We start from the raw sequence: 22,117 nt of genomic DNA on the forward strand, positions 1-22,117 counted from the left end.
TATGAATACTTCATCATCTGTACCTACAGTAATACCACACCAGCGCTGGCTCAGAATTATTCCACCGATTCTGATTGCCTGTATTATTTCCTATATGGACCGCGTCAATATCGCCTTTGCTATGCCAGGCGGTATGGATGAAGAACTTGGTATTTCCGCCACTATGGCAGGGCTGGCGGGCGGGATATTCTTTATTGGTTATCTCTTTTTGCAGGTTCCCGGCGGCAAAATTGCCGTTCACGGTAGCGGTAAGAAATTTATCGGCTGGTCACTGGTGGCATGGGCTGTTATTTCCGTTCTCACCGGCGTGATCACCAACCAGTATCAATTACTGGTTCTGCGCTTCTTACTCGGTGTGGCAGAAGGCGGCATGCTGCCGGTGGTACTCACCATGATCAGCAACTGGTTCCCGGATGCCGAGCGTGGGCGTGCGAACGCGATTGTCATTATGTTCGTCCCTATCGCCGGAATTATCACGGCCCCGCTGTCAGGTTGGATCATCACGGTGCTCGACTGGCGCTGGCTGTTTATCATTGAAGGCCTGCTCTCTATCGTCGTCCTAGTGCTGTGGTCGCTGACGGTCTATGACCGCCCGCAGGAAGCGCGCTGGATAAGCGAAGCCGAGAAAAACTGGCTGGTGAAAACGCTGGCGGCAGAACAACAAGCTATCGCTGGCACAGAAGTGCGTAATGCTTCACTCAGCGCGGTGCTTTCCGATAAAACCATGTGGCAACTTATCGCGCTCAACTTCTTCTATCAGACCGGGATTTACGGCTACACCCTCTGGCTGCCAACCATTCTCAAAGAGTTAACCCACTCCAGCATGGGTCAGGTGGGGATGCTGGCGATTCTGCCTTATGTCGGCGCTATTGCCGGGATGTTCCTTTTCTCCTCGCTGTCGGACAAAACCGGCAAACGTAAGCTGTTCGTCTCTTTGCCGCTGATTGGTTTCGCGCTCTGCATGTTCCTTTCTGTAGCCCTGAAAGAGAACGTCTGGCTGGCCTATGCCGCTCTGGTTGGCTGTGGTTTCTTCCTGCAATCCGCAGCGGGTGTGTTCTGGACCATTCCGGCCCGCCTGTTCAGCGCCGAAATGGCCGGTGGCGCACGCGGCGTGATTAACGCCCTCGGTAACCTCGGCGGCTTCTGCGGCCCTTACGCAGTCGGCGTGCTGATTACCCTCTACAGCAAAGACGCGGGCGTTTACTGCCTGGCGATATCTCTGGCACTGGCGGCACTTATGGCCCTGCTGCTGCCAGCGAAATGCGATGCCGGCGCAGCACCAACGAAAGCCGTCACACCACGCAAACACGCAGCATAAGAAATTCGCCCGGTGAGCACTTTTCACCGGGCGCGTCAGCACACGGGAAAGAAAGATGAGTGATAAAGAAACCTTCTGGCTGGGTATCGATTGTGGCGGTACTTATCTGAAAGCCGGGTTGTATAACCGCCAGGGAGAGGAGTTCCGCGTGGAGCGCCAGTCGCTTCAAACGCTCAGCCCAAAACCGGGTTATGCCGAGCGGGATATGCCGTCGCTCTGGCAGGCCTGCGCCGACACCCTTCGTCGGCTAATACAAAACAGTGGTATTAGCCCCCATCAGGTGCAAGGCGTAGGCATTTCCGCTCAGGGTAAGGGGCTGTTTCCTCTTGATAAAAACGATAAACCGCTCGGTAACGCCATACTGTCTTCCGACCGCCGGGCGCTGGAGATCGTCCGTCGCTGGCAGCAGGATGGCATCCCAGAAAAACTCTACCCGCACACCCGCCAGACCTTATGGACCGGGCACCCCGTTTCGCTGCTGCGCTGGCTAAAAGAGAACGAACCGCAGCGTTATACGCATATCGGCTGCGTGATGATGGGCCACGATTTTCTGCGCTGGTGCCTTACCGGCGTGAAAGGCGCGGAAGAGAGCAATATCTCTGAATCCAACCTCTACAACATGAACAGCGGGCGTTACGACCCACAACTCACGCGCTGGCTGGGTATCAGTGAAATTGACGACGCGCTGCCCCCAGTCATCGGTTCAGCAGAAATTTGCGGGGAAATCACGCCTCAGGCGGCCGCTCTTACCGGTCTGGCTGCGGGAACACCCGTTGTTGGCGGTTTGTTTGACGTGGTTTCCACCGCACTCTGCGCGGGCCTTGAAGATGAACACACGCTTAACGCCGTGATGGGCACCTGGGCGGTGACCAGCGGTATTACCCAGGGGCTACGCGACCATGAACCACACCCTTATGTTTATGGCCGCTATGTGAATAACGGCGAATACATCGTTCACGAAGCCAGCCCCACGTCATCCGGCAATCTGGAATGGCTGACGGCGCAATGGGGCGATATCTCTTTTGATGAGATAAATCAGTCCGTCGCCAGTCTGCCCAAAGCGGGAAGCGGCCTCTTTTTCCTGCCTTTCCTCTACGGCAGTAACGCCGGGCTGGAGATGACCAGCGGCTTTTACGGCATGCAGTCATTACATACTCGTGCGCACTTACTTCAGGCCGTTTACGAAGGCGTGGTGTTCTGCCACATGACCCATCTCAACCGGATGCGCGAGCGCTTCACCAATGTTCACGCCCTGCGTGTCACCGGCGGCCCGGCCCACTCCGATGTCTGGATGCAAATGCTCGCCGACGTCAGCGGCCTGACGGTCGAACTGCCGCAAGTGGAAGAGACAGGATGTTTTGGCGCCGCGCTGGCCGCGCAGGTGGGAACAGGCCTTTTCGTCGATTTTCATGCCGCGCAACACGCCCGTCAGCTAACCATCCGCACGTTGAAGCCCGACGCCGCAGCTCACACGGCCTATCAGAAAAAATATCAGCACTATCAATTTCTTATTGAAGCCCTTCAGGGCTTCCATGCCCGCATCAAGGAGTACAACGCATGAGCATCCCTCTGTTACAACTGGCGCTCGACCACACCAGTCTGCAGGCCGCCCAGCACGACGTGGCGCTGCTGCGCGACCATGTGGATATCGTCGAAGCCGGAACCATTCTCTGCCTGACCGAAGGCCTGAACGCCGTTCGCGCGCTGCGCGAACAGTGCCCCGATAAAATCATTGTTGCCGACTGGAAGGTCGCGGACGCCGGTGAAACCCTGGCGCAGCAGGCGTTCAATGCCGGAGCGAACTGGATGACCATTATCTGCGCTGCTCCACTGGCGACCGTCATTAAAGGCCATGAAGTGGCACAGCAACACAACGCAGAAATTCAGATTGAGCTGTTCGGCAACTGGACGCTGGACGACGCTCGCGCCTGGTACGCCGCCGGTATCCGTCAGGCCATCTACCATCGCGGGCGCGATGCGCAGGCCAGCGGGCAACAGTGGGGCGAAGCAGACCTGTCACGTATGAAAGCGCTCTCCGATATCGGGCTGGAACTCTCCATCACCGGTGGTGTGACGCCCGCTGACCTGCCGCTGTTTAAAGAGATCAACGCCAAAGCCTTTATTGCCGGGCGAGCGCTGGCTGGCGCGGCGAACCCTGCACAGGTCGCGGCGGAATTCCACGCGCAGATCCACGCTATCTGGGGAGAGAAATAATGCGTCGTCACCCGTTAGGTATTTATGAGAAAGCGCTGGCGAAAGATCTCAGCTGGCCAGAAAGGCTGGTACTGGCAAAAAGCTGCGGCTTTGATTTTGTCGAGATGTCCGTCGATGAAACCGATGAACGTCTGTCCCGCCTCGACTGGAGCACCGCACAGCGTGCCTCTCTGGTAGAAGCGATGCTGGAAACCGGCGTCGCCATTCCATCAATGTGCCTGTCTGCGCATCGTCGTTTTCCATTTGGCAGCCGCGATGAAAATGTGCGCGAGCGTGCGCGCGAGATCATGACCAAAGCCATCAAACTGGCGCGCGACCTCGGCATTCGCACCATCCAGCTTGCGGGCTATGACGTTTATTACGAAGAACATGACGAAGGCACACAACAACGATTCGCTGAAGGGCTGGCGTGGGCAGTAGAGCAAGCCGCTGCCGCACAGGTCATGCTGGCGGTGGAGATCATGGACACCGCGTTTATGAACTCCATCAGCAAGTGGAAGAAATGGGATGAGATGCTCTCTTCCCCGTGGTTCAGCGTCTACCCGGACGTCGGCAATCTGAGCGCCTGGGGCAACGATGTGCCCGCTGAACTGGCGTTAGGCATTGACCGCATCGCCGCGATTCACCTGAAAGACACCCAACCGGTAACGAAACAAAGCCCAGGCCAGTTCCGCGATGTACCGTTTGGCGAAGGGTGCGTGGATTTTGTCGGCGTCTTCAATACGCTGCAAAAGCTCAATTATCGTGGTGCCTTCCTGATTGAAATGTGGACGGAAAAAGCCAAAGAGCCGGTGCTGGAAATTATTCAGGCGCGCCGCTGGATTGAAGCGCGCATGCAGGAGGGAGGATTCACATGTTAGAACAACTGAAAGCCGAAGTGCTGGCAGCAAATCTGGCGCTGCCTGCGCATCAACTGGTGACCTTCACATGGGGCAACGTCAGCGCAGTGGATGAAACGCGTAAACTGATGGTGATTAAACCTTCCGGCGTTGAATACGACGTGATGAGTGCGCAGGATATGGTGGTGGTGGATATCGCCACGGGTCAGGTCGTTGAAGGCAGCAAAAAACCCTCTTCCGATACGCCGACGCATCTGGCGCTCTACCGTCGTTACGCAGAGATTGGCGGTATTGTGCATACCCACTCGCGCCACGCCACGATTTGGTCACAGGCCGGGCTGGATCTCCCGGCATGGGGCACCACGCATGCCGACTATTTTTACGGTGCCATCCCCTGTACACGGCTGATGACCGACGCTGAAATCAACGGCGAATACGAATATCAAACCGGTGAAGTCATCATTAAAACCTTCGAGGAGCGCGAGCTAAATCCAATGCAGGTACCGGCAGTACTGGTACATTCTCACGGCCCGTTTGCCTGGGGAAAAAACGCCGCCGATGCGGTACACAATGCCGTGGTGCTGGAAGAGTGTGCGTATATGGGGCTGTTCTCCCGCCAGCTCGCACCACAGTTGCCGGAAATGCAAAATACGCTGCTTGATAAGCATTATCTGCGTAAGCATGGGGCGAAGGCGTATTACGGGCAGTAAGCTCTTTAGCCAGAGTTAATATGCTCCTTACAATACCGCCGCTTCCACGCGGCGGGTGTCAGATCATTGATATAACTCTCTAGGTTTATCAAATTAATTTGAAAAATGTGATTTACCTTCAAATAGATTTTTTTAAATTACCGCACCATCACTGATCTCAGACATATTTATTTCAAAGACATCATTCGTCATGAATGAATAATCATAAAATCATTTAATTCACAAATGCATTAAGAAATAGTTAGTGAATTCCGTAAAAGTCACGAATACGTTATCGCAAGAAGGAAATTGTTTAAATGATAGAATTTATAGAAAAGCTGAATGCTTTAGCATCAAAAATCAAACAACAGTCACATGCTATTGAGACGGAAGAGGCCACTAAAAATGCCTTTGTCATGCCATTTATTAATAATGTCTTAGGTTACGATGTTTTTGACCCTACAGAAGTCATACCCGAATTTGTTTGCGACATTGGTACAAAGAAATTGACTATGCTATTCTGAAGAATAGTGAGGTACAAATACTTATTGAGTGCAAAAAAATTGGTGACCCCTTAAACATCAATCATGCATCTCAGCTTTTTCGGTATTTTCATGTAACGAATGCAAGGATATCTATCCTTACGAATGGCCAACAGTACAAATTTTATACTGATCTTGAGGCCACTAATAAAATGGATGAAAAACCGTTTTTAGAAATAGATCTTCTTGATATAGATGAAACTGTTACTCCCGAATTGAAGAAACTAACAAAAACAGCATTTGATCTCGAATCTATTATCAATGCTGCTGGCGAGTTAAAATATGTCAGTCAGATCAAAAAATTGCTCCATACGCAGATGAGCGATCCGGAGGAAGATTTTGTCAAATTTTTTGCATCTAGAATTTACGATGGAATGCTAACCCAGAAAGTACGAGACACTTTTACACAACTAACAAAAAAAGCAGCGAGTCAGTATATTAATTCTCAGATTAATGAGAGATTAAAATCAGCTATGGGTGGAACCATAACCCATTCAATTGAATCCTCCACTTCTGATCAACACAATGAAAGCACTGAGGATATTACGAAAGATGAATCGAGTATCACAACGACAGTCGAAGAACTAGAAGGATTTCATATTGTCAAAGCAATAGTTAGAAAGGTAATTGATGTACAGAGAATCACACATCGAGACACTAAAAGCTACTTTGGTATTTTAATTGATGACAATAACAGAAAACCACTCTGTCGATTACACTTCAACAGGAATCAAAAATATATTGGTCTATTCGATCTTGAAAAAAATGAAACTCGTCATCCAATTGAATCATTAGATGATATTTATTCTTACAGCGATGAGTTAGTAGCAGCAGCAACATTATACATATAAAAATTTTGGGGGGGTGACAAGCTATCCCCGACTGATTTGTAATGGAAGAACAGTTGAAGCCTTATTGGATTTCAAATCCAATAAGGCTTGCAACAGCAAACTCATTTCCTCATGATATAATCACGCCACCTTACCTTCCCATGAGAAAATAAAAATGAGCAAGGACAGCAGTACCGACGTCACCCTGAAGCGCATCAAACCGTCATCCATCTATCGGCTGATGCTGATAGGTCTGGGTATTCCATTGCAAATTTTTGCGGTGGTGTGCGGGGTAATGGGGATCTTTGGCGCCGATATGGTGAAATGGAACGATCAGCCGGTACATGGCATTCTCGCGCTTCCTGCCGCGATATTCAGCGCCCTGTTCGTAACCGTCCTCTTTACCGCATTCCTGGGGTCCGTCGCTTGTCTGGGGCTGTGGATCTACAGCCGTTTCCGCCCGCTTGAGGTGAAAACGCTGGATTAACCCGGCAACACTCGCCGTGCAGCTTCAGCCAGAAACGCGCTTCTGTTGGCATAGTCAGGATTGTTACGAACAAACGAATCAATCTTTTGCAGAAGCCGTTTCGGCATAGTGATGTTAATCCGCTCGGCTCTGCCCTCAAACTGATTCATATTGATGTCGACGAGCAACCATTGCCCGCCAGTATAGTTTTGTGGATCACAAGCCAAATGCGTCTCCACAGAACCCGGTAAGGGCAATTCTTTATTAAGCTCACAAAGCGCTTCAAAATGCGCAACCAACGCCCCTCGCGCATCCTGAAAAGTGTCATCAAGAGAATCCCCCGCGAAATAACAACCCGGTACATCAGGGAAAAAACCACTGCTGCTGCCATCGGGGTCGGTGTGTATATAAGCCGGATAGAACATAAAAACTCCTGGTGATTTACATTTTTATCCCGGCCTGGCGGCAAATCTGGGCCAGGGTTCCCGGTTTAATATCTTTGCGAGGATGCGGTACAGTGACCAGCCCCGCTCGGCTGGGATGATGAAACTGCTGATGGCTTCCCCGGGTACGAACATGTACCCAGCCGTGCTGTTTCAGGATTGCAATAACCTCCGCGCTCTTCACATCCTTGCCCTTTTTTAATTATACACACAATACACACCATACCTATGTCCTCCATCACAATATCGCAGCGCCAAACGTGATGCAGCCAGGAGATTTTGCTTCAGGAAAGTGGCTCGAAAAGAAAAGCAGGGAAGCGTGTAATAGGTAGCTAAGAATGCGAATCTCTTCGCAAAACACAGTATTAACCCGGCAACATACTGCCGGGTTAATGCGCTTATCAGAAATGCCAGCTCGCGCCAGTCAGGAAGGTAAAACTGTCGTCACGATCGACCATCGGGCTGTTTTTAATGTCATCCGGCAGCACGCTGTACATCGCGCTCGCCTGCAAAATGATGTTCTTCGTTAAAGGATATTTCGCGCCGATGCCAATGTATGGCGTCCAGCTGTCGTCCGGAGAATATGACGAGAGCCCGCTACGGTGCGATTCTCCGGATGAGATGCCGTAGTAGTAGTCGTTAAAGTTTTTATCGTAATAGAGAACGCCAGCAGAAGGCGTGAGCGTCAGCTTACCAATCGGCATCACACGGAAGAGCGACATTTCTGCCACCCAGCCATCGCTGTTATCCAGAATATCGGTCGCAGCTGAAACCTTCAGGCTGCCCCATTTTTCGTGGTGATACCACGCGGCGCCCGCCATCGCTGTGCTGTCACGCTTATCCAGACGGCTCATCGCATAATCGTCGTTATCCGAAGGAGAAAACTCCAGCGGCATCCACGATGCAGTGATGCTGATTTCGTTCTTTTCACTCTTTGAAAGGATGTAACCTAAGGTTGTCTGGCGAATATATAAGGATTCGCCCTCATAACTGATTAGCGGCACGAGATGGGTATTTTCATTATAACCACGGTACGGTGATTCATTATATACCGCCCCCGCACCAATAGATAATTCAGACGCTGTTGCAGTTGCCATAAACGACAAAGCAATCAGCGCCGTAACATTGCGTGTATTTAACATTCCCGGCTGTCCATTTTAAAATAGGAAAATAAAGCGCGAGAATAATAATGTTTACAAATTCATCAATGCAATGTTCATATTTATATAGTAATATATAAAATCATATATATATTAGGTTTAGCGATGAATAATTTACAACTTAAGCCCCGGGAGCTGAAGATTATCTCGGTCATCGCGGCCAGTGAAAATATCAGCCATGCCGCCACAATTCTTGGCATTGCACAGGCCAACGTCAGTAAGTATCTTGCTGATTTTGAATCAAAAGTTGGGCTTAAAGTTTTTGACCGTTCACCCCGAAAACTGACCCTTACACCTTTCGGTACGGCCTTACTTCCCTACATCAATGACATGCTCGATAGACACGAGCAGCTTAACAATTTCATTGCTGACTATAAGCATGAGAAACGTGGTCGGGTGACTGTTTACGCCCCTACCGGGATAGTCGCTTATCTGGCAAAGAATGTCATCGCAAATATTGTGGATATTGGTGATATTACCTTTTCGCTTAAAACGTACAATCTGGAACCCAAAGCATTTTATGATGGTGTCGAGTTCCCGGACGATTGCGATGTCTTAATTACTTACGCGCAACCGAAAGATGAATCATTAGTCGCCAGTTTTATTACAAAATATTCCGTTACCGCGTTTGCCAGCCCCAATTATCTCAATAAACATCCGATTCATGGCCCGGAAGAACTGGTGCAGCATTCGTGTATTTTGATTGATTCGATGATGATTGGTGAGTCAAATATCTGGCGATTCAGCGCCGGAGAAAATAAATCATCCGTCGATTATCGGGTGAAAGGTAATTACGTTTGCGATAATACGCAGTCTGCGCTGGAGCTGGCGCGTAACGATCTTGGTATTGTATTTGCGCCCAAAGAGAGCGTCAGAAATGATATGCAGGCGGGTACGCTGGTAGCCTGTTTCCCCGATCAGCAGGAGTGGTGGTTGGATCTGGTGGCTATCTTCCGCAAACGCGAATATCAGCCGTGGCGGGTGCAGTTTATTCTGGATGCCATGCTCAGTGAAATACGTAAGCAGCTTGCTGTGACGCGTCTGTTGCCGTCACAGCAAGTGCCTTCAAACGATAATTAGTGGTCGAGATAGAGGTAATGCACCCAGCTGGTCATTCGCAGCAGCACTTTGCGCATCACCGATACATGACTGAAATGGTCGGAGTAGACCGCCGCCTGCGCGTAAATACCGTCGGGTAGCGCGCTGAGGTCAGCATTTTCGTCCAGTTCAATCGTCGCAATCACCCCTTCAGAGCCCGGCGTCGTATTCAGCGACTGCAACACGCCCGTGGATTGATACGTTCCGCCGGGAACCGCCGGGCTGATGGCCGCCAGTTTGCCGCTGAAAACCTGGCCCGGCAGCGCATTGAACACCACTTCAGCCTCATCGCCTGGCTCCAGCCTCAGCAAAGAGTTCTGGCGGAACTGGGCGATGATCTGCCGTTTCTGGTCTGGAATAAAGACCATCACCGGTCGCAGCGGCAGCGCGGCGGCGTAGGTTCCCGGCCGAATCAGAACCTGCGTGATGTAGCCGTCGCTGGGGGCGCGAACAACCGTCTGATCCAGGTTAAACTGTGCTTCCGCAAGCTGTGCTTTCAGGCTAGCGATTTGCGAATGCTCGCCCAGCACCATGCTATCCAGCTCGCTCTGGATCTGTTTCTGCTCTGCCGCAGATGACTTAACTGAGGCTTCCTGCGCCAGATAGTTTTGCCGCGCCGCGTCAATATCGCGTTCTGAGAACGGGTTTACTTTGGCCTGGCTGCCCTGAAGATAGCGCTGATAATCTTTCGCCAGCTTGTCACGCGTCGCTTTCGCCTGCTGGGTGTTGGCCATCATCTCATCGAGCTGCGCCACCAGCGCCTGTTGCTTGTGCTCTGCCGTCACAATATCGGCCTTCAGGCGGTCTACGCGCGCCTGATAGCGAGTCGGATCAAGCTTAAATAACACCTCACCTTTTTTAATCAGGGTATTTTTCTTGTCCGTGACCTCCGTTACCACACCGGTAACCAGCGGAACAACGGGAATAGATACCACCGCTTTTTGCGCTTTAAAGGTATAAGGATGGTTATAATTCATAAGCAGAATTAAACCGCTGACAATAAATATACCGCCCAATGCCGCCGTCGGAATGGTCCATTTATTAACGGGAATTTTGAATATTTTAAACAGCGCCCATGCGAAAGCCACATAGGTCAGGATGATCAATAAATCCATAACTATTACTCCGCTGAGGAAGCCTTCGCCTCAGCCAGTTGTTTCTCCAGCCCAGCCACGCGCTCCTGAAGCTGGATAAGCGACGAATCAGGGGTTTGCATTCCCCAACCGCGTTCAGGACGGTATAACGTTGCCCAAATCCACAGGAAAGGCCAGATAACATGCAGCGTAAAAAGACTCACCCAGCCCGCAACATGAATGGCGTCAGCGTGGGGATGATTGCGTTTTTTAGCAATCAAATAGGGAATATCATGTAAGATGATAATCCCATAGAAAATTACCAGGAATACAAATATCAGCACTCCCAGTGCGAAATAATTAAGAAACATAAATCCTCAGAGATTAAAATAAATAATCGGGGGATGGGAAATAGTAGAGGAATTATTAGATATCAGGCAAACATCTAATTTATATAATGCCATATGGGTTTTCATATACAACAGACCCAGCGGCGAAGCACCGCCGGGCCGTTAATGCAGGATGATTAGAACAGACCGAGTGGTTTGTCCGAGTAGCTTACCAGCAGGCATTTGGTTTGCTGATAGTGCTCCAGCATCATCTTGTGGGTCTCGCGGCCAATGCCCGACTGCTTATAGCCGCCAAATGCCGCGTGCGCAGGGTAGGCGTGATAGCAGTTGGTCCAGACGCGCCCGGCCTGAATGCCGCGCCCCATTTTGTATGCCAGATTGCCGTTGCGGCTCCAGACGCCCGCGCCCAGGCCATACTGAGTATCGTTCGCCAGCGCCAGCGCTTCTTCGGTGGTTTTAAAGGTGGTGACCGCCAGCACCGGGCCGAAGATCTCCTCCTGGAAGACACGCATGCTGTTCTGGCCAAACAGAATCGTCGGCTCCAGGTAATAGCCGTCGTGAAGCTCGCCGTCGAGGCGTTTGCGTCGCCCGCCGGTCAGCACATCCGCGCCCTCTTTCTTGCCGATATCGATGTAGTTGAGGATGGTCTCCATCTGCCCATGCGACACCTGTGCGCCCATTTGCGTGACGCTGTCGAGCGGGTTGCCGCTGCGGATGCTTTCCACCCGGCGAATCGCTCGCTCCATGAAGCGATCGTAGATAGATTCATGCACCAGTGCACGGCTTGGGCAGGTACACACTTCACCCTGGTTGAACGCAAAGAGCGCGAAGCCTTCCAGCGCCTTATCAAAGAAAGCGTCCTCTTCATCCATCACATCGGCAAAGAAGATATTCGGCGATTTCCCGCCCAGCTCCAGCGTCACCGGAATGATGTTTTGGGTCGCGTATTGCATGATTTGCTGGCCGACTTCAGTCGAGCCGGTGAAGGCAACTTTGGCGATGCGCTTAGAGGTCGCCAGATATTCGCCAATTTCCCCACCCGCGCCGTTCACCACATTGATGACGCCAGGCGGCAGTAAGTCACCGATGATTTCCATCAGCAGCAGCACCGAAAGCGGGGTTAATCGCGCCGGTTTTAGCACGATGCAGTTGCCTGCGGCCAGCGCCGGGGCCATTTTCCAGCTCGCCATCAGCAGCGGGAAATTCCATGGGATGATTTGCGCGACCACGCCCAATGGTTCATGGAAGTGATACGCCACGGTATCTTTATCCACTTCACTGATGCCGCCCTCTTGTGCACGGATGCACGAGGCAAAGTAGCGGAAATGGTCAATCGCCAGCGGCACATCGGCTGCGCTGGTTTCGCGGATCGGTTTACCGTTATCCCAGGTTTCCGCTGTCGCCAGCAGATCGAGGTTTTGCTCCATGCGATCGGCAATTTTCAGCAAGATCCCCGCACGATCCTGCACGGACATCTGCGCCCATTTATCTTTGGCTTTATGTGCAGCATCTAATGCCAGGTCGATATCACGCTTGCCGGATGAGGCCACTTCACAAAGCAGCTGCCCGGTCACTGGCGTCAAATTCTGGTAATACTCGCCGTCGACGGGCGCAACCCAATCGCCGCCGATAAAGTTGTCATAGCGAGGTTTAAGCTTAAGGGGAAAACCGTACTCACCCGGTTGAATGCGGGCTGAAGGGGGATTGTTAGTCATCGCCGTCTCTCCTTGCTGTTGTAGTCTTACAAGGGTAGACGCGGCTGGCGTTTTTTTCGCCAGCCGTTCATAGGTTTACGACAACGGTCACGAATTACATTGCGGCGCGGTAAATCGCCATAATTTCGTCGTGCGTCGCCTGAATCGGGTTAGTGAAACCGCAGGCATCTTTCAGGGCGTTGGTTGCCAGAACCGGGATATCTTCTTCTTTCACGTTCAGATCACGCAGGCCCGCCGGAATGTTCACTTCGCGCGCCAGTTTGCAGATAGCGTCGATGCAGGCTTTCGCGCCCTGTTCATCGCTCAGACCTGCAACGTTGACGTTCATTGCCTGTGCGCAGTCACGCAGACGCGCGGCGGCTACTTTGCTGTTGAATGCCTGCACGTGCGGCAGCAGGACGGCGTTGCAGACACCGTGCGGCAGGTCATAGAAACCACCCAGCTGGTGCGCCATCGCGTGAACATAGCCGAGAGACGCGTTGTTAAACGCCATTCCCGCCAGGAACTGCGCGTAAGCCATTGCTTCGCGTGCTTCCGCGTTCGCGCCATCCGCTACGGCAATGCTCAGGTTTTCGGCAATCATGGTGATCGCTTTCAGCGCGCAGGCGTCGGTAATTGGAGTAGCGGCGATAGACACATAGGCTTCGATAGCATGGGTCAGTGCATCCATCCCGGTCGCAGCGGTCAGCGATTTCGGCATGCCGGTCATCAGGGAGGAGTCATTCACGGACAGAATGGGCGTCACGTGTTTATCAACAATCGCCATTTTAATATGACGCGCCTCATCAGTGATGATGCAGAAGCGAGTCATTTCAGACGCGGTGCCTGCGGTGGTGTTAATGGCAATCATCGGCAGCTGTGGTTTAGCCGAGCGGTCAACGCCTTCGTAATCGCTAATTTTGCCACCGTTGGACGCCACCAGCGCAATACCTTTCGCACAGTCGTGCGGAGAACCGCCGCCTAAAGAAATGACGCAATCACAATTATTTTCCTGGAGAATTTTCAGGCCCGCGTTGACGTTCGCTGTGGTCGGGTTCGGCTGTACGCCATCATAAATCACGCTGAAAATATCGCGTGCGGCCAGCCCTTTTTGCACATCGCTCGCCATACCCAATTTATTCAGAATCGCATCCGTTACAATTAATGCGCGACGATAGCCGTAGTCGCGCATGGTATCCATTGCGCCATTTAATGAGTCAGCGCCAATAACATTCACTGAAGGAATATAAAAAGTGGATGCTGCCATGATCGTTCCTTAATTAATGAAAAATTGGCGGCAAGAGTACGGGATGGATAAAATAAAAAGTATGATCCATATTCTATTTTTGTAATTAAAAAATATTGGATGCGTTATTTCTGCGCATCCAATATTAATCAATATAAAATTTGTATTAATTCATTTAATATTTAAATTAATCGTTACTTTTATTGTCCGGGAAAAGTAACGCATCACGTAATAAGTGGTCATTCCCCCGGCGGCGGGTAAAGCCGATACGATTAAAATATTCCAGAATCTGGATCGCCAGCTTACGCCCGACGTTGAGTTTATCGCGAAAATCTGCGGCGCAGGTTGAGCCCTTTTCCTGATCCAGTTCGCGGATCATGCTCGCAAAGGTGACGATGCGATCGTTACGGTAATAACGATCTTTGACGATCGCCGTAATCATGCCCTGCTGCGCGGCCTGGCGAAGCACCGCGCGCATCAGTTGCTCATCGGTTCCGGTTTGCTGCGCTAAATCGCGCACCCACCAGGGTTCATCAGCAAACAACGGTGCCGCTTTTTGCCATACCGCATCCTGTTCGTCGGTAAACCCGGCTTTGTGATCCGGCAGATGCAGCCAACCGTGATGACTGGCCACGACACCGCTTTCACGCATCTGCTCAATCAGCGTCAGCACCAGCGCTTCATCTTCCATCGGCAGCGCGATACGACGCAGGCGTTCACGGCCTGGCCCCGGTTCATCTTTATGCTGCTCGTGGTAGGTCGCCAGCGCATCCAGCAGTTTACGCTGCCAGCGCGCGGCGAGCGGCGCATCCAGCAGCGCGTTGCCTGCCAGAATATAGCCCGGCCGGGAAATCAGCTGTTGCAAACCCTGCTCGCTCAGCTGGCGAGCCCAGGCGAAATCACTGAGCTGTACCGCATCGCGTTGCAGATGGATGGAGAGCGCCTGCGCATCGTTTTCAGCGGTAGCCAGTTCGGCAATCCACGCCAGATATTCGGCTTTACGCTTTCCGCGACGCGGTGAATTGAGCGTCACCACGCGCGCGCCGGCAAGAGTAAGACGTGCTGAAATATCGCGTAGCACCAGGCGGTCGTTGTCCGCCAGATACAGCGGCGTGTCCAGCACCAGCTCGGCCAGATTGTTCTCCAGCAGCGAGACGCGCCCGGTAATGTGGCTGGCGGCATGGTGAATATGCAGCGGCTGCCATTGGGTTAGCGGCACGTGGTTATGCAGCGCGACAATGACCCGCTCGACGGGCGCGGGCGGTTGCTGCGATAGCAGCCAGTCACCGCGATTCAATTCTTCTTTCTGCGCATCGCCGACGATATTCAGCGCAATACGCTGCCCACCGTGCGCCTGTTCGGTCGCCTGGTTTTGCGCGTGGATACCACGCACGCGCATCGGTTTATCGACGCCCGTCAGCCACAGCGTGTCTCCCACTTTTACATCGCCGGAAAGCGCAGTACCGGTGACCACCAGCCCGGCGCCTTTCACGGTAAATGCGCGGTCGATCGCCAGACGAAAACGCTGATTCTCCGGATTCACACGCTCCGGAAGTTGCAGCAGATGCGCGCGTAATTCATCGATACCCCGCCCCTGCGTGGCAGCGGTTTCAAACAGCGTGGCGTCTTCAAAACCGTATTCACGCAGTACAGCGTCTATCTCGTGACGCACCTCCGCCACGCGCGCCGCATCGACGCGATCGGTTTTAGTCAGCGCCACCGTCAGCGTCGGTTTGCCGGTCAGTTGCAGAATCGCCAGATGTTCGCGCGTTTGCGCCATCACACCATCGTCACAGGCCACCACCAACAGAGCATGATCGATCCCCCCCACGCCCGCCAGCATGTTAGAGAGAAATTTCTCGTGCCCTGGCACATCGATAAACCCGAGCACCCGTCCATCGGGCTGCGGCCAGTAGGCGTAGCCCAGGTCGATGGTCATCCCGCGAGATTTCTCTTCCGGCAGGCGGTCGGCGTTAACGCCGGTAATCGCCTGAAGCAGCGTGGTTTTGCCGTGGTCAACGTGCCCGGCGGTGGCAATAATCATTTCAGCAACATCTCCAGAAAACGTGATTCATCCTCAAGACAGCGCAGGTCGAGCCATAATCGCCCGTCGTAAATGCGCCCGATAACCGGCACCGGCAGGCTGCGCCAGCGGTTAGCCAGTGCATCAAGGCGACTACCTCGCCCGTCTTTAGGGGTAAAGGTGATGGCGGCACTCGGCAGGCGATCGACGGGCAAGGAGCCACTGCCGATTTGTGAGGCACATTCCATCACCGTAACAGAAAATTCGTCACCGTAGCGCTGCGTCAGCGAGGCACACAAGCGTTCAGCCTGCGCGCGGATTTCATCCGCGCGGCGGTTAAGCAAACGCAGCGTCGGCAGGTCAGCGGCCAGGCGTTCAGGATGCAGATAAAGGCGCAGCGTTGCCTCCAGCGCTGCCAGCGTCATTTTATCGGCACGCAGCGCGCGCTTGAGCGGATGCTGCTGTAGCTGAGCAATCATCGCTTTCTTGCCGACGATAATCCCCGCCTGCGGGCCACCCAGCAGTTTGTCGCCGGAAAAACTCACCAGGCTGACGCCTGCGGCGATCATCTCCTGCGGCATCGGCTCTTTCGGCAGGCCGTACTGGCTTAAATCGACCAGCGAGCCGCTGCCTAAATCGGCCACCACCGGGATATCCAGCTCGCGGCCAATCTCGGCCAGCTCGGCTTCTTCTACGGTTTTGGTGAAACCTTCAATGCTGTAGTTGCTGGTGTGTACTTTCATCAGCAGCCCGGTGTTTTCATTTACCGCCTGACGATAATCTTCAGCGTGGGTGCGGTTGGTTGTGCCGACTTCATGCAGCTCGCAGCCCGCCTGACGCATCACGTCCGGGATGCGAAACGCGCCGCCAATTTCCACCAGCTCGCCGCGCGAGACGACAACCTCTTTGCCGCTCGCCGTTGCCGCCAGCATCAGCAGGACGGCGGCAGCGTTATTGTTAACAATGCAGGCATCTTCCGCGCCGGTCAGGCGGCAAAGTAAATCCGCCAGCGCGCGATCGCGATGGCCGCGCCCGGCACCGTCGAGGTCATATTCCAGCGTCACCGGGTCGCGCATCACCTGCGTCACCGCCGCAATGGCGGCTTCCGCCTGCTGGGCTCGCCCAAGATTCGTATGCAGCACCGTACCGGTCAGGTTAATGACCGGGCGGATGGCGCTTTGTGTATCCGTGGTAAAACGACGCGCGACTTCCCCGGCCCAGTCGTCACTCCAGCCCGGAAGCGCGCCGGTATCGCGGATAGCCAGGCGGGCCTCCTCCTGAAGCTGGCGGATCTGTTCCACCACCTGAGAATGACCGTGGTTTTCCAGAAGGGAAGCAAAGGCGGCATCGCGCAGTAAGCGGTCGGTCGCAGGAAGCTGGCTGTAGAGTGAGCGAGTATCGGTAGTCATGAGTTGGCCTGACGGTTAACGATTTTCCCCCCTCCCGACGGGAGAGGGAGTCCATAGTGAGGAGGGATTGTACAGCGTACGACCATGAAGTGTTATAGCGCGTAATCAAGCCTTTGGCGGTTCTGTACGGGCAAAACTCTCGCGCTGGAACAACGTTTCCACCAGTTTGACCAGATTGGGGCGGTCAACGCACCAGCCCGGCGCGATGCGGCGAAAGTTGAGATAGCTAATGGCACAGGCGATGGCGATCGTCGCCAGGTTTAACGTATCGGTACTGAACGTGCCCTCTTTGAGATGGGTTTCAAGCGCATCAAGGCTGCGGCTGATTTTCTCGCGCTGGCGCAAACATTCTGCTTCCGATTGCTGTGCAGGCGGGCGGGCCAGTTCACGCACCGCCACCAGCCCGGCGTCCATAATGCCGTCGGCGAGCGCTTCCAGCTGACGCACTTTCAGACGCGCCAGCGGGTCAGACGGCAGCATCTGCGGCTCGACGTTCAGTAGTTCGATGTACTCGGCAATAATCGGTGAATCAAACCAACATTCACCGTCGTCGGTCATCAATGCCGGGACCTTGCCCAGCGGATTGTACTGCGCCACGCCATTTTCCAGGTTATAGGGCAGTTCATTGATAAATTCGAATGAAATGCCCTTTTCCAGCAATAAGATAGAAATTTTACGTACGAAAGGGCTGGTATAGCTGCCGATGAGTTTCATGCCATGTCCTTTTTGCCAACGAAAAAAAGAAGTATGGCTCAGCTGTGGCTAAAAAGATGCTTTTACCCTCAATGATCAAGGTAAAGATAATGCATCCAGCTCGTCATTCGCAGCAGTACCTTACGCATAATCGACAGGTGCTCAAAATGGTCAGAATAGACCGCGACCTGCGCATAAATACCATCCGGCAGCGAGTCCACCTCTTCACTCGGTTGAAGTTCAATCAGGGCCATCACGCCGTCGGTGCCGGGGACAATCGTCAGCGCCTGCAATGTGCCCTGAGCCTGATAAGAACCACCGGGCACAACGGGCAAAATGCTGGTGAGCTTGCCGCTAAAAATCTGCCCCGGTAGCGCATTAAACACCACTTCGGCTTCATCGCCAGGTTTTAGGCGCAGCAGTGAGTTCTGGCGGAACTGGGCCACAATCTGGCGTTTTTGTTCCGGCACGAACACCATTACCGGGCGCAGCGGTAGCGCGGCGGCATAGGTGCCAGGGCGAATCAACACCTGGGTGGCGAAACCATCGCTGGGAGCGCGAATCACGGTTTGATCGAGATTGAATTTGGCTTCGGTAAGCTGCGCGCGCAGGCTGGCAACCTGCGACTGATCGCCGTTCACCACGCTGTCCAGTTGGCTTTTAATTTGCGATTGATCGGCAATAGACGCTTTCACCAGCGCGTCCTGGGCCAGATAGTTTTGCCGCGCGTTATCGATATCGCTTTCCGAAAATGGATTCACCCGCGCCTTACTGCCCTGCAAATAGCGCTGATAATCTTTATACAGGCGGTCGCGTTCTGCCGAGACGCGCGTGGTATTTGCCAACGCTTCATCCAGCTGCGCCTTCAGCACTTGGGTATTATGGACGGCAGTGACTAAATCGGCCTCCAGCCGGTCAACGCGGGCCTGGTAGCGTGTCGGGTCAATCTTAAACAGCACCTCGCCCTTTTTAATAAGCTGGTTTTGTTTATTCGTCACCTCACTCACCACGCCGGTCACCTGTGGAGTGATCGGAATAGAGATAACCGCCTTCTGTGCCTGAAAGGTATAGGGGTGGTTATAGTTCATCCCTAATATCAGCGCACCGACAATAAATACTCCGCCTAATACTGCGGTAGGCACCGTCCATTTATTTACCGGGATCCTGAATATCTTAAAAATCGCCCATGCCAGGGCGACGTAGGTCAATATAATAAGCAGATCCATGATGGCTATTCCCCTGAAGGCGTTTGCATTTTTTTCAGTTGTTTTTCAAGCTCTTCAACGCGTTGTCGCAGCGCATCCTCGCCTTCAGACGCAGGAGGATGCTGCATCCCCCAGCCGCGATCGGGGCGATAAAGCGTCGCCCAAATCCACAGGAACGGCCAGAGAACATGTAATGTAAAAAGACTTACCCAGCCTGCAACGTGAATCGCATCGGCGTGGGGATGATTGCGTGCCTTCGCAATCATGTAGGGAATATCGTGAATAATAATAATGCCGTAAAAGATAACCAGAAAAACGAAGATCAGAATGCCAAGCGCAAAGTAATTCAGGAACATAGCCGTAACCTCGAATTCACGCTGTCGATAGTGAGCCCGCTATACGAAATAGCACGTAGCGGGCGTCTACTTTGAACATAATCGGCATTTCATCGTTCTGCCATACTCCTCATTCATTATTCTTTTTAGTGTGATGTTACTCAGTTACAGAGGGCGCTCATCACAGCGGCAGAACTTGCCACGGATCACATCTTGTTTTGGCGACCTGAAAATATCTTGTGAACTCAATCACAAAAAACAAACAAACCATCAAGAGTAAAATGTGATTAACATCACATTTACATGTGTTCTGCGATGCTTTTTCCTGCTGTGTTGTTTTTTTACACAGTTGTTTTGTGATGATGATCACTCAAAATCATCATGTATCTCCTATATTTGTGTGATCTAAGTCACATGAAGACCCGCTATCTGGACAGCTTAACGATTCAGTGCCAGATTTCGCATCATCAACCAGGGTTCGGCTACTACCTCTGCCGCCAATTAACAATAAACTTCAGGTGATCCACCTGCGGGCAAACAGAAACAAGGGGTGTTTTATGTCATCCGATATCAAGATCAAGGTGCAAAGCTTTGGTCGCTTCCTCAGCAACATGGTGATGCCAAATATCGGCGCGTTTATCGCGTGGGGTATTATCACCGCGTTATTTATTCCAACAGGGTGGTTGCCGAACGAAACGCTGGCGAAGCTGGTTGGCCCGATGATCACCTACCTGCTGCCGCTGCTCATCGGTTATACCGGTGGTAAGCTGATTGGCGGCGAACGTGGCGGCGTGGTCGGTGCGATTACCACAATGGGCGTTATCGTCGGTGCAGACATGCCGATGTTCCTGGGTTCCATGATTGCAGGCCCGCTGGGCGGCTGGGCAATCAAGAAATTCGACATCTGGGTAGACGGTAAAATCAAATCCGGTTTTGAGATGCTGGTGAATAACTTCTCCGCTGGCATCATTGGTATGATCCTCGCCATTCTGGCCTTTATGGGCATCGGCCCGGCGGTTGAAGTCCTGTCCAAGCTGCTGGCAGCTGGCGTTAACTTCATGGTTGTACACGACATGCTGCCGCTGGCATCTGTCTTTGTAGAACCAGCGAAAATTCTGTTCCTGAACAACGCGATTAACCACGGCATCTTCTCACCGCTGGGTATTCAGCAGTCTCATGACCTCGGCAAATCTATCTTCTTCCTGATTGAAGCCAACCCGGGCCCAGGTATGGGCGTTCTGCTGGCGTACATGTTCTTCGGTCGCGGCAGTGCTAAACAGTCTGCAGGCGGCGCGGCAATCATCCACTTCCTGGGTGGTATTCACGAAATTTACTTCCCGTATGTGCTGATGAACCCACGTCTGATCCTGGCGGTCATTCTGGGTGGTATGACTGGCGTGTTCACCCTGACGCTGCTGAACGGCGGTCTGGTATCTCCGGCTTCCCCTGGCTCCATCCTGGCCGTACTGGCGATGACGCCAAAAGGCGCGTACTTCGCCAACATCGCGGCTATCGTTGCGGCAATGGCGGTCTCCTTCATCGTTTCTGCCATCCTGCTGAAAACCAGCAAAGTGAAAGAAGAAGATGACATCGAAGCGGCAACCCGTCGTATGAATGACATGAAAGCTGAATCCAAAGGCGGTACCCCGCTGGCGGCTGGCGACGTCACCAACGACCTGAGCCACGTGCGTAAAATCATCGTAGCCTGCGACGCCGGTATGGGTTCCAGCGCAATGGGTGCGGGCGTACTGCGTAAGAAAGTACAGGATGCAGGCCTTAGCAACATCTCGGTCACCAACTGCGCGATTAACAACCTGCCGCCGGATGTTGACCTGGTCATCACCCACCGCGATCTGACCGAACGTGCCATGCGTCAGGTACCGCAGGCGCAGCATATTTCGCTGACCAACTTCCTCGACAGCGGCCTGTATACCAACCTGACCGAGCGTCTGGTTGCTGCACAGCGCCACACTGACAACGAAGTGAAGGTGAAAGACAGCCTGAAAGACAGCTTTGATGATTCCAGTGCCAACCTGTTTAAACTGGGCGCAGAGAACATCTTCCTGGGCCGCAAAGCCGCCACCAAAGAAGAAGCTATTCTCTTTGCCGGTGAGCAACTGGTGAAAGGTGGTTACGTTGAGCCTGAGTATGTACAGGCGATGCTGGACCGTGAAAAACTGACGCCAACTTATCTGGGCGAGTCCATCGCGGTACCGCACGGCACTATCGAAGCAAAAGACCGCGTGCTGAAAACCGGTATCGTGTTCTGTCAGTATCCGGAAGGCGTGCGCTTCGGCGAAGACGAGGACGACATTGCCCGTCTGGTAATTGGTATCGCTGCGCGTAACAACGAGCACATCCAGGTGATTACCGGCCTGACCAACGCGCTGGATGACGAATCCGTTATCGAACGTCTGGCCAGCACCACCAGCGTGGAAGAAGTTCTGGCGCTGTTGCAGAAGTAAGACACTATTCCCTCTCCCATTGGGA

The 22,117-nt window shown here is 52.9% G+C and carries 22 protein-coding genes; 10 read left to right on the forward strand and 12 right to left on the reverse strand.

The window, feature by feature from the left end:
* Position 1: 1 nt before the first annotated feature.
* The 8 genes from AC1MKH_RS23510 to AC1MKH_RS23545 all read left to right on the forward strand — a co-directional run bounded on the left by AC1MKH_RS23510 (position 2) and on the right by AC1MKH_RS23545 (position 6,919).
* Positions 2–1,318: an MFS transporter gene (locus tag AC1MKH_RS23510; RefSeq protein ID WP_327621828.1), complete on the forward strand. Its 1,317-nt coding sequence runs from the start codon at positions 2–4 to the stop codon at positions 1,316–1,318.
* 55 nt (positions 1,319–1,373) lie between these two features.
* A complete protein-coding gene (locus tag AC1MKH_RS23515; protein WP_327621827.1) occupies positions 1,374–2,879 on the forward strand; it encodes an FGGY-family carbohydrate kinase in 1,506 nt (501 codons plus the stop codon).
* Positions 2,876–3,532, forward strand: coding sequence for a 3-keto-L-gulonate-6-phosphate decarboxylase UlaD (gene ulaD, locus AC1MKH_RS23520; protein WP_149463662.1), 657 nt, complete (start codon positions 2,876–2,878; stop codon positions 3,530–3,532). The genes AC1MKH_RS23515 and ulaD overlap by 4 nt, the downstream gene beginning before the upstream one ends.
* Complete coding sequence (locus AC1MKH_RS23525) at positions 3,532–4,392, forward strand: L-ribulose-5-phosphate 3-epimerase (protein ID WP_276219040.1); 861 nt, start codon at positions 3,532–3,534, stop codon at positions 4,390–4,392. The genes ulaD and AC1MKH_RS23525 overlap by 1 nt, the downstream gene beginning before the upstream one ends.
* Positions 4,386–5,081, forward strand: a complete 696-nt coding sequence (gene araD, locus AC1MKH_RS23530) for an L-ribulose-5-phosphate 4-epimerase (protein ID WP_276219042.1) — start codon at positions 4,386–4,388, stop codon at positions 5,079–5,081. The genes AC1MKH_RS23525 and araD overlap by 7 nt, the downstream gene beginning before the upstream one ends.
* A gap of 296 nt (positions 5,082–5,377) precedes the next feature.
* Positions 5,378–5,584 (forward strand): hypothetical protein, encoded by a 207-nt coding sequence (locus AC1MKH_RS23535; RefSeq protein WP_488451400.1) that lies wholly within the window; start codon positions 5,378–5,380, stop codon positions 5,582–5,584.
* Complete coding sequence (locus AC1MKH_RS23540) at positions 5,545–6,453, forward strand: type I restriction enzyme HsdR N-terminal domain-containing protein (RefSeq protein WP_488451402.1); 909 nt, start codon at positions 5,545–5,547, stop codon at positions 6,451–6,453. The genes AC1MKH_RS23535 and AC1MKH_RS23540 overlap by 40 nt, the downstream gene beginning before the upstream one ends.
* A 154-nt stretch (positions 6,454–6,607) precedes the next feature.
* The gene (locus tag AC1MKH_RS23545) at positions 6,608–6,919 is read left to right on the forward strand and encodes a hypothetical protein (RefSeq protein WP_276219044.1); all 312 of its coding nucleotides are present in this window, start codon (positions 6,608–6,610) and stop codon (positions 6,917–6,919) included.
* Here AC1MKH_RS23545 and AC1MKH_RS23550 read toward each other — a convergent pair.
* The 3 genes from AC1MKH_RS23550 to AC1MKH_RS23560 form a co-directional block, all read right to left on the reverse strand.
* Positions 6,916–7,323 carry a type II toxin-antitoxin system HicB family antitoxin gene (locus tag AC1MKH_RS23550; RefSeq protein WP_108476491.1) on the reverse strand — a complete coding sequence of 136 codons (408 nt, stop codon included), beginning with the start codon at positions 7,321–7,323 and terminating at the stop codon, positions 6,916–6,918. The genes AC1MKH_RS23545 and AC1MKH_RS23550 overlap by 4 nt on opposite strands.
* A 16-nt stretch (positions 7,324–7,339) precedes the next feature.
* Positions 7,340–7,525, reverse strand: a complete 186-nt coding sequence (locus tag AC1MKH_RS23555) for a type II toxin-antitoxin system HicA family toxin (protein ID WP_015962514.1) — start codon at positions 7,523–7,525, stop codon at positions 7,340–7,342.
* 217 nt (positions 7,526–7,742) lie between these two features.
* Entirely contained in the window at positions 7,743–8,483 is a 741-nt protein-coding gene (locus tag AC1MKH_RS23560; protein WP_276219047.1) for a MipA/OmpV family protein, read from the reverse strand.
* A 123-nt stretch (positions 8,484–8,606) separates the two neighbouring features.
* Between AC1MKH_RS23560 and AC1MKH_RS23565 the strand changes: the two genes are divergently transcribed.
* Entirely contained in the window at positions 8,607–9,581 is a 975-nt protein-coding gene (locus AC1MKH_RS23565; protein WP_276219049.1) for a LysR family transcriptional regulator, read from the forward strand.
* Here the strand turns inward: AC1MKH_RS23565 and AC1MKH_RS23570 are convergent.
* The 9 genes from AC1MKH_RS23570 to AC1MKH_RS23610 all read right to left on the reverse strand — a co-directional run bounded on the left by AC1MKH_RS23570 (position 9,578) and on the right by AC1MKH_RS23610 (position 19,648).
* Positions 9,578–10,714, reverse strand: coding sequence for an HlyD family secretion protein (locus tag AC1MKH_RS23570; protein WP_015962511.1), 1,137 nt, complete (start codon positions 10,712–10,714; stop codon positions 9,578–9,580). The two genes, AC1MKH_RS23565 and AC1MKH_RS23570, sit on opposite strands and share 4 nt — an antisense overlap.
* A 5-nt stretch (positions 10,715–10,719) precedes the next feature.
* A complete protein-coding gene (locus AC1MKH_RS23575; RefSeq protein WP_276219051.1) occupies positions 10,720–11,043 on the reverse strand; it encodes a DUF3302 domain-containing protein in 324 nt (107 codons plus the stop codon).
* Positions 11,044–11,198: 155 nt separating this feature from the next.
* The gene (gene aldB / locus AC1MKH_RS23580; protein WP_189624094.1) at positions 11,199–12,737 is read right to left on the reverse strand and encodes an aldehyde dehydrogenase AldB; all 1,539 of its coding nucleotides are present in this window, start codon (positions 12,735–12,737) and stop codon (positions 11,199–11,201) included.
* Positions 12,738–12,831: 94 nt separating this feature from the next.
* Positions 12,832–13,983, reverse strand: coding sequence for an L-threonine dehydrogenase (gene yiaY / locus AC1MKH_RS23585; RefSeq protein WP_276219054.1), 1,152 nt, complete (start codon positions 13,981–13,983; stop codon positions 12,832–12,834).
* 166 nt (positions 13,984–14,149) lie between these two features.
* Complete coding sequence (gene selB, locus AC1MKH_RS23590; RefSeq protein WP_276219057.1) at positions 14,150–16,006, reverse strand: selenocysteine-specific translation elongation factor; 1,857 nt, start codon at positions 16,004–16,006, stop codon at positions 14,150–14,152.
* Positions 16,003–17,394 carry an L-seryl-tRNA(Sec) selenium transferase gene (gene selA / locus AC1MKH_RS23595; protein WP_276219059.1) on the reverse strand — a complete coding sequence of 464 codons (1,392 nt, stop codon included), beginning with the start codon at positions 17,392–17,394 and terminating at the stop codon, positions 16,003–16,005. The genes selB and selA overlap by 4 nt, the downstream gene beginning before the upstream one ends.
* 105 nt (positions 17,395–17,499) lie before the next feature.
* On the reverse strand, positions 17,500–18,108 hold the full coding sequence (locus AC1MKH_RS23600; protein WP_276219060.1) for a glutathione S-transferase: 609 nt from the start codon (positions 18,106–18,108) through the stop codon (positions 17,500–17,502).
* A 68-nt stretch (positions 18,109–18,176) separates the two neighbouring features.
* Positions 18,177–19,313, reverse strand: coding sequence for an HlyD family secretion protein (locus AC1MKH_RS23605; protein ID WP_276219062.1), 1,137 nt, complete (start codon positions 19,311–19,313; stop codon positions 18,177–18,179).
* 5 nt (positions 19,314–19,318) lie between these two features.
* Positions 19,319–19,648, reverse strand: coding sequence for a DUF3302 domain-containing protein (locus AC1MKH_RS23610; RefSeq protein ID WP_276219064.1), 330 nt, complete (start codon positions 19,646–19,648; stop codon positions 19,319–19,321).
* A 536-nt stretch (positions 19,649–20,184) separates the two neighbouring features.
* Between AC1MKH_RS23610 and mtlA the strand changes: the two genes are divergently transcribed.
* Positions 20,185–22,092, forward strand: a complete 1,908-nt coding sequence (gene mtlA / locus AC1MKH_RS23615; RefSeq protein ID WP_276219066.1) for a PTS mannitol transporter subunit IICBA — start codon at positions 20,185–20,187, stop codon at positions 22,090–22,092.
* Positions 22,093–22,117 lie beyond the last annotated feature (25 nt).

It is taken from the genome of Pseudocitrobacter sp. CD920760 (genome assembly GCF_057782505.1).